Annotated in this window: 14 protein-coding genes; all 14 read right to left on the bottom strand. The window is 46.0% G+C overall.

Annotated features, from left to right (window positions below):
• Positions 1 to 74: 74 nt before the first annotated feature.
• Positions 75 to 1,607, bottom strand: a complete 1,533-nt coding sequence (locus ACOGW3_RS05375; RefSeq protein WP_419902029.1) for an acyl-CoA carboxylase subunit beta — start codon at positions 1,605 to 1,607, stop codon at positions 75 to 77.
• Positions 1,608 to 1,703: 96 nt separating this feature from the next.
• Positions 1,704 to 2,435: an ATP12 family chaperone protein gene (locus ACOGW3_RS05380; protein ID WP_419902030.1), complete on the bottom strand. Its 732-nt coding sequence runs from the start codon at positions 2,433 to 2,435 to the stop codon at positions 1,704 to 1,706.
• A 55-nt stretch (positions 2,436 to 2,490) separates the two neighbouring features.
• Positions 2,491 to 3,141 (bottom strand): HAD-IA family hydrolase, encoded by a 651-nt coding sequence (locus tag ACOGW3_RS05385; protein ID WP_419902473.1) that lies wholly within the window; start codon positions 3,139 to 3,141, stop codon positions 2,491 to 2,493.
• Between the two features lie 112 nt (positions 3,142 to 3,253).
• Positions 3,254 to 4,330, bottom strand: coding sequence for an RluA family pseudouridine synthase (locus ACOGW3_RS05390; RefSeq protein ID WP_419902031.1), 1,077 nt, complete (start codon positions 4,328 to 4,330; stop codon positions 3,254 to 3,256).
• Positions 4,327 to 4,707 carry a fluoride efflux transporter CrcB gene (crcB, locus tag ACOGW3_RS05395; protein WP_419902032.1) on the bottom strand — a complete coding sequence of 127 codons (381 nt, stop codon included), beginning with the start codon at positions 4,705 to 4,707 and terminating at the stop codon, positions 4,327 to 4,329. Before crcB ends, ACOGW3_RS05390 begins: the two co-directional genes overlap by 4 nt.
• A 130-nt stretch (positions 4,708 to 4,837) precedes the next feature.
• Positions 4,838 to 5,515, bottom strand: coding sequence for a cysteine hydrolase family protein (locus tag ACOGW3_RS05400; protein WP_419902033.1), 678 nt, complete (start codon positions 5,513 to 5,515; stop codon positions 4,838 to 4,840).
• A 159-nt stretch (positions 5,516 to 5,674) separates the two neighbouring features.
• A complete protein-coding gene (locus ACOGW3_RS05405; RefSeq protein ID WP_419902034.1) occupies positions 5,675 to 6,961 on the bottom strand; it encodes a replication-associated recombination protein A in 1,287 nt (428 codons plus the stop codon).
• A 58-nt stretch (positions 6,962 to 7,019) separates the two neighbouring features.
• Positions 7,020 to 8,438 carry a Do family serine endopeptidase gene (locus ACOGW3_RS05410; protein WP_419902035.1) on the bottom strand — a complete coding sequence of 473 codons (1,419 nt, stop codon included), beginning with the start codon at positions 8,436 to 8,438 and terminating at the stop codon, positions 7,020 to 7,022.
• Positions 8,439 to 8,595: 157 nt separating this feature from the next.
• Entirely contained in the window at positions 8,596 to 9,015 is a 420-nt protein-coding gene (gene rplQ / locus ACOGW3_RS05415) for a 50S ribosomal protein L17 (RefSeq protein WP_419902036.1), read from the bottom strand.
• Positions 9,016 to 9,143: 128 nt separating this feature from the next.
• Positions 9,144 to 10,160, bottom strand: a complete 1,017-nt coding sequence (locus ACOGW3_RS05420) for a DNA-directed RNA polymerase subunit alpha (RefSeq protein WP_419902037.1) — start codon at positions 10,158 to 10,160, stop codon at positions 9,144 to 9,146.
• A 166-nt stretch (positions 10,161 to 10,326) separates the two neighbouring features.
• Complete coding sequence (gene rpsK, locus ACOGW3_RS05425) at positions 10,327 to 10,716, bottom strand: 30S ribosomal protein S11 (protein WP_419902038.1); 390 nt, start codon at positions 10,714 to 10,716, stop codon at positions 10,327 to 10,329.
• A 15-nt stretch (positions 10,717 to 10,731) separates the two neighbouring features.
• A complete protein-coding gene (gene rpsM, locus ACOGW3_RS05430; RefSeq protein ID WP_419902039.1) occupies positions 10,732 to 11,100 on the bottom strand; it encodes a 30S ribosomal protein S13 in 369 nt (122 codons plus the stop codon).
• Positions 11,101 to 11,363: 263 nt separating this feature from the next.
• On the bottom strand, positions 11,364 to 11,936 hold the full coding sequence (locus tag ACOGW3_RS05435) for an adenylate kinase (RefSeq protein ID WP_419902040.1): 573 nt from the start codon (positions 11,934 to 11,936) through the stop codon (positions 11,364 to 11,366).
• Complete coding sequence (secY, locus tag ACOGW3_RS05440) at positions 11,933 to 13,261, bottom strand: preprotein translocase subunit SecY (RefSeq protein WP_419902041.1); 1,329 nt, start codon at positions 13,259 to 13,261, stop codon at positions 11,933 to 11,935. The genes ACOGW3_RS05435 and secY overlap by 4 nt, the downstream gene beginning before the upstream one ends.
• Between the last annotated feature and the right edge of the window lie 33 nt (positions 13,262 to 13,294).

Raw genomic sequence — 13,294 nt, forward strand, 5'->3', positions numbered from 1 at the left:
CGATATTAAGCCCCCTGATTTGTTAGACACATTAACTTTGAACCCTGTCCGTTTACAGGACAGTTATCCAATAATTAAAGCGGCAAGTTGCTATGTTTTTTCCAAGGATTCTGCTGCTGCTTGTTCTGAAGCATACGCAGGGCTTTCGCGACACGACGACGCGTACCATGCGGCATAATCACATCATCGATAAAGCCACGAGAGGCAGCGACAAAGGGGTTCGCAAACTTCTGACGATACTCTTCAGTCCGCTCCTCAATCTTCTCCGCATCGCCGATATCCTGACGGAAGATGATTTCAACAGCCCCTTTAGGGCCCATTACCGCAATCTCGGAAGTTGGCCAGGCGTAGTTCACGTCTCCTCGCAGGTGTTTAGAGGACATAACATCATAAGCACCTCCATAAGCCTTACGGGTAATAACCGTAACCTTTGGAACTGTCGCCTCTGCATAAGCATAGAGAAGCTTGGCACCATGTTTTATGATCCCATTGTATTCCTGGGATGTGCCGGGCAAGAAACCAGGAACATCAACCAGAGTAACAAGTGGAATATTGAAGCAGTCACAGAATCTGACAAAACGCGCAGCTTTAATAGAAGAAGCAATATCCAGACAACCAGCGAGTACCATTGGCTGATTGGCAATAATACCGACGCTCTCTCCATCGATGCGCGCCAAACCGATCAAGATATTTCCAGCATATTCCGGCTGAATTTCAAAGAAATCGCCATCATCAACCATCTTGGTGATCAGCTCTTTCATATCATACGGCTTGTTAGGATTATCGGGAATTAGGGTATCAAGAGAAAACTCATCCCGATCAGGAGCATCAGCTGTAGGTTTTGAGGGGGCTTTTTCGCGATTGGAAGAGGGAATAAAATCCATGAAACGACGGAGTTCAAGTAAAGCCTCTACATCATTTTCAAATGCGAGATCAGCTACACCTGATTTACTGGTGTGGGTAATCGCGCCACCAAGTTCTTCCGCAGTTACTTCTTCGTGGGTCACGGTTTTAACAACATCAGGACCTGTCACGAACATATAAGAGCTGTCTTTAACCATGAAGATGAAGTCTGTGAGAGCCGGTGAATAAACAGCACCACCCGCACAAGGACCCATAATCATAGATATTTGAGGAACAACCCCAGATGCCATCGCATTGCGTTGGAATATCTCTGCATATCCGGCAAGAGAGTCCACACCTTCTTGGATACGTGCACCACCAGAATCATTAAGGCCGATGACTGGGGCACCGACCTCCATGGCTTTATCCATGATTTTGATAATTTTGTGGGCGTGAGAGGCGGAAAGGGATCCGCCAAAAACGGTAAAATCCTGGCTATAAACAAAAACCAAGCGTCCATTAATGGTTCCGCTACCCGTTACGACCCCATCACCGGGGACACTTTGTTGTTCCATTCCAAAGTCGATGCAACGGTGTTCAACAAACATATCCCATTCTTCAAAGGACCCTTCGTCCAAAAGAATATCGATACGCTCGCGCGCTGTTAATTTACCTTTGCCGTGTTGAGCCCCTACTCGACGCTCTCCACCGCCTGCTCTGGCAGCCTGTCGCTTTGCTTCCAGCTTTTGAATGATATCCTGCACGTGTTCCCCCACGTTGTTTTATGGTTATATTAGTGCCGCAGTTTTGCACTGCGATATAAACAGGACGTCATTGATAGCACGTAGGGATAAGGGATACTAGTGCTCTGTAACGTGATCGTCACGGACTAGACTTAAAAATTTCATTGCAGTGCGAAAATCAGTTAATATATTTACATGGCGCTCTTCTGCTTCATCATCCACACCCCAGCGTTCCATTTGAAAAACTTCATGTAAAAGAACCGCTTCGTGCGCCTTTTCAGCATTGATATGCCCTTTGAGCATTGCTAAACCAACGACAAGAGATCCTCCTATCCTTACCACACTCGATAAAGCTGCCAATTCCATATTGGAGAATGTGCACACTGCGTTATGCAGTGCTTTCAAAGAGCTCTCTTGCTGATCTACACTTAAAAATCCACTGGTAATTGCAAGGGGGGCATCTAGCGTCAGCGCCGTCCAATCCAGAAGTGGCTGCCATATTTCATTCTGGAGATCTTGAAGCTCTGGCATGCTATCATCCCAATAACACAACAAATCATGCCCTGCATAAGCAGAAATACCTTCTGCGACTTCATCACGCTGTCCTCCGATCCAATCAATCGCCGTACAGGTAAAGGTCATCATCGGCATTGTTGTCGAATCAATCTCTTTACCTTGCCGATCCCATTCATCTGCAACAACTTGCGCCAGTCCCATTGTTGGGAAAAGCAAAGGCAATTGCTCAGGTGTTTTAACGATCCGTCCGTCTAAAAGCACAACGAAGCCCTCTTCTTGAGCTTCTGCAGTGGCTTTTTTGTAAAAACGTTTTAAGGCGAGTGATGAAGACATGACGTTCAAAATATCCGTAGTCTAGTTGCTTGTGAGCTCAAAAAAGCTGGTGGGATTATACCAGATCTCGGAAAGACGTGGGTAAATCTTCGCAAGAATTTACAATTGTATGCGCACCGGCTTGAAAAAGTTGATTATTTGTATGGTAACCCCATGAAACTCCCACGGCTGTAACACCAGCAGAACGGGCCATTTCTATATCGTAAGTGGTATCACCAATCATGACGGTATCAAAAGGATCAACCCCATTTTCGGCCATTGCCTGATGCAAAATTTCAGGATGTGGTTTACTTGGCCCGTCATCAGCTGTTTTTAATGTTACAAAATAATCAGATAATTTATGGTGTTCGAGGCTCTTCTCTAGCCCCCTAAGGTTTTTCCCTGTTGCGATCGCCAAAAGAGTATCCGGTGTATTAAGCCTATCTAACATCCCTCTCACACCAGGAAATACCGGCTCGTCAAAATCAGGGAGCTGTCTGGCCTTGATAAAAGCCTGCCGATAAGAATCAGAGACAGAACAAGCCAACTCCCAAGGCGATCTCTCAGGTAACATCTCCGCAACCGCATATTCCAACTTCAAGCCCACTATGCGCCTGACATCGTCAAGAGTGGGGGCTTTGAGACCGTTTTCGATAAAGGCGGCGACCATATATCTATGAATATTGTACTGGCTGTCGACGAGGGTTCCGTCGAAATCAAAAATCACCAACTTGAAACGATGTTGTAACACTTGCACCCCATTCATTCATTATGAACCGTCCAGTACCAGCTAGCCCTAAGACGAAACGGTCTCAGGGGCATAACGGCTCATATATCAATTAATCGTGTAATCTATCTTCTTTAGTATTGAAGAAATTACGAAGTTCTTGAGGTGGACAGTGAGCAAGATCCCCCGCATAGCCTTCAAGAAGTTCAATTGAGTTTTCGCCGTGTTTTGGATTGAATCCAAGGCTCTCCCAAGCTTGCACCATATGAGGAGACAACTCTGCTCTTATACGTAGGGTTGTTCCATCTTCTGGATGCGGAATCGCTATTTCACGCGCATGTAACATCATGTCTTTTGGTATTTTATCACCTAGCGGATAGGCATTTTTGCCACCGTACTTGCCATCTCCAAGGATTGGAGCCTCAAGCGCGCCACAATGAGCACGTAACTGATGGGTACGACCAGTGAGCGGCATAAGGGCAACCCACGCAGCTTTACGTCCTGCTTTATCAATTCTGTTATAAAGGGTCAGGGCTTCTTTACCGGTATCGTAATCGACAACCATTTTTTCGCCTTGAGAACCTGGCTGCTTATCCAATGGCAAGTATATCCAGCCCTTCTTTTGGGGAGGAACCGCACCAACAAGAGCCCAATAAACCTTTTTAGCCGTTTTCCCTTTAAAAGATTTTGTTAGAACCCGAGCAGCGGGTGCATTACGCGCCAGAAGCAAAACACCACTGGTATCTTTATCAAGACGATGCACAAGTCTTGGCTTCTCTTGTTTCTCATAGCGCAATGCATCCAACATACCATCCAGATGCTTACTTTGACCTGTACCACCTTGCACAGCTAAGCCTGCAGGCTTGTTAATAGCCAAGACCCAGTCATCTTTATAGATTACCATATCCCGAACGACCTGCATCTCTTCACGGGTCATCACCACTTCAGAGGCTGATTTCCTTGGCCGATCAGCTGCTGATTTATCTGGAACCGGAGGCACGCGAATTTCTTGACCAGGTTCTAGGCGGGTAGAAGCCTTCGCTCTTTTTCCGTCGATGCGCACTTGCCCTTTACGGAGCATTTTTTCGACCTGAATATAGCTAAAAGCTGGATAATATTTTTTGAACCAACGATCCAGACGTACACCACCATCATGTGGCCCAACTTTAACCATGGTTACAGCGCTCATACGACAAAAGACCTCATTAGATAATAGCCAGCAATAAAGGCTGCTATAGAGAGAAAAACAGACAAACACAAGTAGAGTACTGCTAGACCCATCGCATCGCGTTGGATCAGCACAACAACATCCATTGAAAATGTAGAGAAAGTCGTAAAGGCCCCGAGTAATCCGACGGTAAGAAATGCTCTTATTTCAGGAGAGGCAATACCCCCGGACCCAATCCAGGGAACAATAAGTCCCATGACAAAGGAACCAACGATGTTCACAGTCAACGTACCACTTGGGATCATAGTACCGACAAGTGAGCCCATCATGAGAAAGACCAGGTATCGGCCCATTGCGCCAATAGCGCCCCCCAGGGCAACTGCCGCCAACATTTTCATCTTAGACCTGCCTTACGCGTTCCCCTGAAGGAATACTTCCTACATCTAACAATTAGTTATGAAATAGGTATCAAAGAAGCTGGCCTATTGCAAAAATCTCTATTCTCAATTGAAATCTATATAGCAGGTCTTAAGCCGCTTTATCTTTTTCGCTATCTTCGCGTGGATCATTCAGCCAGGACAGCAGTTCATCCGTATCCATAAGATATACACCCATACGTCCTAGCTCTCTCAGACCTTGCTCTGTGGCGTTGCAAAGTGCATCAGGAACAACAATCACACGGAAATCACGGGCACTTGCTTCGTAAATCGTGGCACGTGTAGCCGTCGTAAATGAGAAACCACACAGTACAAGCGTGTTTACATCACGACCACGGAGTTCGTCTTCCAATGGCGTGTCATGAAAAGCACCCCAGCGTGGACGATAAAAAATAGATTCATTATCGCCAATCGATTGCAGCTTTCCATCAAACAGGATATCAGGATTAATTCTGACTTCCGCACCTTCAGGTTGGATCTCATCAACCAACTCAGCACCAAGACTGCCTGGCATGAAAATCCGAAGACCTTCTTCAACGGCCGTACGACGACACAGATCAACATTTGATCCATCTGTCTTATAAAGACGAATTGAATGGTACACAGGTGCTAACCGATCGCGGAATCCTTGAACCAATTTCTCCATGGCAGGAATGGCTCTGGAAAGTCCCGATGCCCGTATGGGGGAGCTCGGAAGAATATAGTCTCTCTGTGCAGACAGGGTAATGAGGGCCACATGATCTTTTTGCGGTCGAATATACTCTGGCATAAGTGACTTACCCTCTAGGAACGTCGCCCATGTCTGCTGGACATGGTGATTTGTTGTAGGATCAATTCATACAAGTAACACCGAAATGTCACATCTCCGCAATCGCCAGATGTTCATGGCAGCTACGCAGAATTTGCATTCCTTAGCAAATCACTAGGATTACTGCCGCTCTTGGCGAAGCTTATCCCAATACAAAAGACGTTTTTTTACTTCACGCTCAAAGCCTCTTTCCACCGGTTGGTAGAAATTGTGTCGCGGCATATTATCCGGAAAGTAGTTTTGTCCGGAAAAACCATCTTTTGCATCGTGGTCGTATGCGTAGCCTTTTCCATACCCAAGATCCTTCATCATCTTGGTTGGGGCATTAAGAATATGCTTTGGAGGAGACAGCGATCCTGTCTCTTTGGCGACGTGAACACTCGTTTTATACGCTTTATAAGCCGCATTTGATTTCGGTGCCGTACCCAAATAAATCACTGCCTGTGCCAAGGCCAATTCACCCTCAGGAGAACCCAATCGTTCAAATGATTGCCATGCATGCAGGGCTTGTGTCATGGCATTGGGATCAGCCAAACCAATGTCTTCGACGGCGAAGCGCAATAACCGACGCGCTATGAAGTTAGGGTCCTCTCCACCAGCCAGCATGCGCGCGAGCCAATAGAGGGCACCATCGCAATCAGAACCACGGAGAGATTTATGCAACGCAGAAATTAGGTTGTAATGCCCCTCTTGCCCCTTGTCATAGATCGGTGCTCTTTTCTGTATAACTTCTGCGAGTTCACTACTATCCATTTCATTACTCGGCGGTAGGTTAAAGAGCTCCTCTGCCATATTGAGTAAATAGCGCCCATCACCATCTGCCATGGCAATCACGGATTGCCTGGCTTCATCTGTCAGAGGAAGAGTAAAGCCCATCTCCTGCTCTGCACGAACAAGTAAATCAAGCATTCCACCTTCATCCAGCCGCTTAAGAACCATAACTTGCGAACGCGATAAAACCGCGGCGTTCAGCTCAAAAGATGGGTTTTCGGTAGTTGCGCCGACAAGGACGATTGTGCCGTCTTCCATATGCGGAAGGAAACTATCTTGTTGTGCCCGGTTAAAACGGTGAATCTCATCAATAAAAAGGAGTGTCCCCTGCCCCATGGCCCGGCGTTCCCGAGCACGTTCAAAAATCTTCCTGAGATCTGCCACACCGGAAAAAATAGCCGATATAGGCTCAAAATGAAGATCCGTAACATCTGCCAGTAATCGTGCGATAGTCGTCTTACCACAGCCCGGCGTCCCCCAAAGGATCATGGACGCCAACCGTTGAGCACGTACCATCCGCCCTATGGGTCCAGTTTCACCAACTAGATGGTCTTGCCCCACCACCTCGTCCAGTGTTTTAGGGCGCAAGCGATCAGCCAAAGGCCGTGTTGCTTCATTTTCAAAAAGTCCCGCCACGGATCTATCCTCTAACAGACGGTGAAGTACTATAAAACATTGTTATAAAAACTTTATACTAACGTTTGATTTCAAGATTTTGTAGACGCCCATCTCTACGAATAACAATCCTCCAAGTAGGTGTTTTTTTGCTTAGAGCAACCTCGACATCCTCAACCCTTTTGATCGGTGTGTCATTCAAATCAACCAGAATGTCATTGGATTGCAGGCTAATCTGATGTGCAGGGCTGCGTCTTGCTACATCCGTAACGATAACCCCTTCCCACATACTGCCGAGATCTCTTTCTACGGCGAGAGCTGGGGAAAGGTTTGCTATGAGCGCCCCAGCTAAAGGACTAGTACCCCTTACCTCTCGACGGTTACGAGCAGGAGTTTCGGGCGCAGGCGCCGCTGTGTAGGTTATCGTACTAGCCTTACGATCCCGCCATAATTTCAATTGAACTTTATCCCCGATGGGAACTGTCGCTATTCTAAAACGAAGAGATTCGACATCGATCACTTCTTTACCTGCGACGGACAAAATCACATCACCGGCCTCAACACCGGCAATATCCGCTGGACCACCCTGGTAGACGGAACTTACAACGACACCGCCTGGGCGGCTCAGGCCAAATCCAAGAGCGAGATCAGAATTTAAATTTTGCCCCAGAATGCCCGGCCAAGCTCTGACAAGTTCATGGCCTTCTTCTGCAGAACGAACAACAGTTCGCACCATATTTGCCGGGATAGCAAATCCAATTCCGACCGAACCACCGTTACGAGATGAAGAGAAAATAGCCGTATTGATACCGAGTAATTTGCCATCCATAGTAACAAGTGCTCCACCTGAGTTACCAGGATTGATCGCAGCATCGGTTTGGATGAAAAATTGAAAATCAGCAACACCTACTTGTGTGCGCGCTAATGCTGAAACGATACCACTTGTAACGGTTTGCCCGACGCCAAAGGGATTTCCGATAGCAAGGACAAGATCTCCCACATCAATAGTATCAGAATCCATCAACTCCAGGGTCGGCAGTTCTTCACCCTCGGTATCAATTCTTAGAATGGCAAGATCGGTACCTTCATCACTTAATATTAATTCAGCTGAAAACTCCCTCCGGTCAGCAAGAACAACCTGTATCTCTGTTGCTTTATCGATCACATGATGATTGGTTACAATCAGTCCGTTACTGCGAACTATGACCCCTGATCCAAGTGATTTACCCATTCGATTACGTTCTTTTCCGGGCAGGTTATTTCCGAAAAATCGTTTAAAAAACGGGTCATTAAAAAGAGATGGTACCGAACGCTCTTTTACTATTGTTTTGGTGAAAATATTCACGACAGCAGGCGACGTCTGCTTCACGATCGGTGAAAAGCTTAACTTGATCTGCTGTTGACTTGTGGGCACGGTTTGAGCACCCACTGGTGTGAGAATAAGCAAAGACACGAGCGTAAAAAAAACGGTCACTAGCGTGCGTGCACTATTAATCATCTGCTTTTTCATCCTTACAATAGTAGAGATATTTATATCGATTTTAGAGCCATACCATAGCGATGAAATTTTCTAAATATTATAAAGTCCATAAAACCACAAAAGGCAGCCACGAAGGCTGCCTTTTGGTAACACTGAAATGTGTAGAAAAAGAGACTTACTCTTCTCCTTCACCTTCATCGCCTTCGACAGGACCAGAATCCTGACCTTTAGCATCAAGATTACGATCAACAAGTTCGATGAATGCCATTGGCGCCATGTCACCATGACGGAAACCAGCTTTAAGAACACGAGAGTAACCACCCTGACGCTCTTTGTAACGTGTTGCCAACTCATCAAAAAGTTTTGCAGTAATCTTTGTGTCGCGAAGAACAGCCAGAGCCTGACGACGTGCGTGCAGGTCACCGCGCTTACCAAGTGTGATCAACTTCTCAACAATAGGACGAAGATCTTTAGCTTTAGGAAGCGTAGTTTTAATCTGTTCATGTTTGATCAAAGCGTGAGCCATGTTTGCAAACATAGCCTTACGGTGGCTAGAGGTACGATTTAGTTTACGACCGCTCATTCCGTGACGCATTACTGTTCTCCTTTATCTAATGTCTCGCTCACGAGACGGATTTAAATTCCTATCGCCGCCTGGATATAAAGCCAGATGATGTCGATAGGTTTCGGGGGAACTCCCCCTTAGGGCCTAGATGAACCTTATTAAAACGGTTCGTCGAGACGTTTAGCCAATTCTTCGATATTCTCAGGTGGCCACTCAGCAATTTCCATACCGAGGTGGAGACCCATAGCTGAAAGAACCTCTTTAATTTCATTGAGGGACTTACGACCGAAGTTAGGTGTACGAAGCATTTCTGCTTCGGTTTTCTGAACGAGATCGCCTATGTAAACGATGTTATCGTTTTTAAGGCAATTAGCAGAACGTACGGACAACTCGAGTTCGTCAACTTTACGAAGAAGATTACGGTTGAACGGAGGTTCGCTTGGACGATCATCAACTTCTTCAACTTTTGGCTCATCGAAGTTAACGAAGAGAGAAAGCTGATCTTGAAGAATACGGGAGGCTACAGCGATTGCATCTTCAGGAGTAATGGATCCATCAGTTTCGATATCAAGTGTCAAACGGTCGTAATCAGTAACCTGACCAACACGTGTGTTGTCGACTTTGTAAGATACTTTACGAACTGGTGAGAAAATTGAATCAACTGGAATAAGACCAATTGGTGCATCTTCTACTGAATTTTGAGCTGCTGGTACGTAACCCTTACCCGTATCAACGGTAAGTTCCATATCCAAATGAGCACCATCATCCAGAGTACAGATGATAAGATCTGGGTTCATCACTTCGATGTCGCCAGTGGTCTCGATTTGGCCTGCAGTAACAGAACCAGGACCCTCTGCGCGCAAACGCATACGCTTAGGCTCTTCACCTTCCATGCGCAATGCAATGGCTTTGATGTTTAGAATAACGTCAGTAACGTCTTCGCGAACACCAGTGATAGAAGAGAACTCATGTAGAACACCATCAATGTGGATGGATGTTACAGCTGCACCCTGTAGGGATGACAACAGTACACGACGTAGAGCATTACCAAGTGTAAGACCGAAACCACGCTCTAGCGGCTCAGCAACAACTTTAGCAACACGATTGCTATCAATACCAGTCTCGACAACGAGACTTTCCGGCTTGATCAAAGCACTCCAGTTTGTCTGAATCACAGTATAATCCTTGTGACGCGCAAGCTATCGATTACTAACGGAAGTAACAATGGTTCTTGCAGTGTCATATATATGCCAAAAAGCCGGAGAACATTATAGAACATTCCGGCTTTTGACTAGATTGAAAAAGGCAGGCTATCCGTTAATCAGCCTGCCTAAAATCCACTTATACGCGACGGCGTTTAGGTGGACGACATCCGTTATGCGGAATTGGTGTCACATCACGAATACCAGTGATAGTGAAGCCAACTGCCTGAAGGGCACGAAGAGCGGACTCACGTCCAGAACCCGGACCTTTAACATTTACTTCAAGAGTTTTCATTCCGTGATCCTGGGCTTTTTTGCCAGCATCTTCTGCAGCAAGCTGAGCTGCATAAGGAGTAGATTTACGAGAACCCTTAAAACCAAGACCACCTGCAGAAGCCCAGGAAATAGCATTTCCCTGTACATCTGTAATTGTGATGATGGTGTTATTGAAGGTAGCACTGATGTGTGCGATTCCGGAAGAAATGTTCTTCCGCTCGCGACGACGAACTTTCGTCTGAGGTTTAGCCATTATCTAGATACCCTCTTATTTCTTCTTGCCAGCAATAGCGATACGAGGACCTTTACGCGTACGAGCGTTGGTCTTAGTACGCTGACCACGAACAGGAAGACGTTTACGATGACGAAGGCCACGAAGGCAACCAAGGTCCATCAGACGTTTAATGTTCATAGCTATTTCACGACGAAGATCACCTTCAACCGTGCAGCTGTTATCAATAGTTTCACGAATACGAAGTACTTCGTCTTCTGTAAGTTCGTTAACACGGCGTTCCGCCGGAATGCCAACTTCGTCACAGATTCTCTTAGATACCGCAGGACCAATACCATGGATATAGGTCAATGCGATGAGTACCCGCTTTTGCGTCGGGATGTTGACGCCAGCAATACGAGCCACTACGCTCTCCTCACAAACATTGAACGGGCGCCAACTATCTGGCAACCCTAGGTTAATTCAATCCGCGACTATCTCCAGAGGTGAAATGAGAGACGCCGTTTAATTCTGTCTGAGCCGAAACTCAGAAGTGTATGGGGTGCTAGATAAGTTCACCTTACATACTGTTCGTTAGACAAAAGCCTTTAAAAGGACCGTTCTCTAACTAAATTGTCCATTCGGCGGCGGATTATATGCCAATCCATCCGCCTGTCAATGGCCAAGTATTACTTTAAGAAACTCGCGATCTGATTCGCGACTTCTGCAATAGCCTGCATACCGTCTACTTTGTGCAAATTGCCTTTATTTTCGTAGTAAGGCAGCACTGGAGCAGTCTGCTCATGATAGACCGCTAGACGCTTTTTTAAAGTCTCTGCGTTATCATCAGCACGGCGTTCAGCTTCTGGTGTTTCTTTTACACGTTGTTCGATGCGGCCGAAAAGGATTTGCTCATCAACAACAATTTCGATCGTGCTGTCGAGCTTTAAGCCTTTTTCCTCGAGCATAACATCAAGCCCTTCAGCCTGAGCAACTGTGCGTGGAAAACCATCAAGGATAAAACCATTCTTACAATCGTCCTGATCTACACGATCAGAAATAATACCGATCATGAGTTCATCAGCGACAAGTTGGCCAGCATCCATAACTGTTTTAGCTTGTTTACCAAGTTCTGTACCAGCAGAGACAGCAGCACGAAGCATGTCACCTGTAGAAAGCTGCACGATACCGTGCTCTTTCACGAGTATTTCAGCTTGAGTACCTTTTCCTGCCCCTGGAGGGCCAAACAATACTATGTTCATCCACGCCTACCCTTTAATTTTGATTTTTTAATTAGGCCTTCATACTGGTGGGCCACCAAATGAGAATGGATCTGTCCGACTGTATCCATTGTAACGGAAACGACAATCAAAAGACTTGTCCCGCCAAAATAGAATGGTACAGCATATTGAGAGATCAAAATCTCAGGTAACAAACATACAGCCACCAGATATGCAGCTCCGGCTATTGTTAGCCGATTGATAATGTAGTCAAGGTGATTTGCAGTGTTCTTTCCTGGGCGAATACCAGGGACGAAACCGCCGTTCTTTTTAAGGTTGTCTGCAGTATCTTCTGTATTGAATACAATGCTTTTGTAGAAGAAAGCAAAGAATGCAATCAGAGTACTGAACAGGAGCATATAACCAACAGATCCACGGCCAAGATTTGCTGTTACCCACGTAAGCCACTCTGGACCGCTGCCAGCTGAGAACTGTGCGGCAGAAATTGGCATTAACAACAAGGAAGAAGCAAAGATCGGCGGGATCACACCAGAAACATTTAGTTTAATTGGAAGGTGAGAAGAATCACCACCAAACATTTTGTTACCAACCTGGCGCTTAGGATACTGAACGATGAGACGACGATGCGCACGCTCAAAGCAAACAATACCGGCGATCACAAGAGGCACGAGAATGATAATGAGAGCCACAAACCCATTGCTTTGACTTAAAGTAAAAGTCTGAGCTAAGGCAGAAGGCAAGCCTGCAACAATACCAGAGAAGATAATGAGAGAAATACCATTACCAATACCCCGTTGCGTAATCTGCTCACCCAACCACATCAAGAAGATAGTTCCGCCTGTGAGGGTTATAACCGTGGTAAGTTCAAAGAATACACCAGGGTTAATAACGGAAGCTCCAAAGCCTTGCGCCCCTTCAAGACCGCGGGCAATACCAAAGGCCTGTACGGCTGCCAGAATTACTGTCCCGTAGCGTGTGTATTGATTTATTTTTTTACGTCCGGATTCACCCTCTTTTTTAAGAGCTTCAATTTGCGGTGAAATCGCGGTCATAAGCTGCATGATAATAGATGCAGAAATATAAGGCATAATGTTAAGAGCAAAAATAGTCATTCGCTCCAGAGCACCACCCCCAAACATATTCATCATCCCAAGAACACCGCCTGCCTGGCTATTAAAAGCCTGCTGGAAAACGATTGGGTCAATGCCAGGTATAGGTATATATGTGCCCAGACGATAAACAATTAGCGCACCCAGTGTGAACCAGATACGCTTTTTCAAATCTGTGGCTTTAGAAAACGCACTAAGATTAATGTTCGCGGCTAATTGCTCAGCAGCAGATGCCATATGCCTATTCCCGGTACTAATAAAAATTGACTA

The sequence above is a fragment of the Kiloniella sp. genome (genome assembly GCF_965205715.1).
Lineage (GTDB): Bacteria > Pseudomonadota > Alphaproteobacteria > Kiloniellales > Kiloniellaceae > Kiloniella.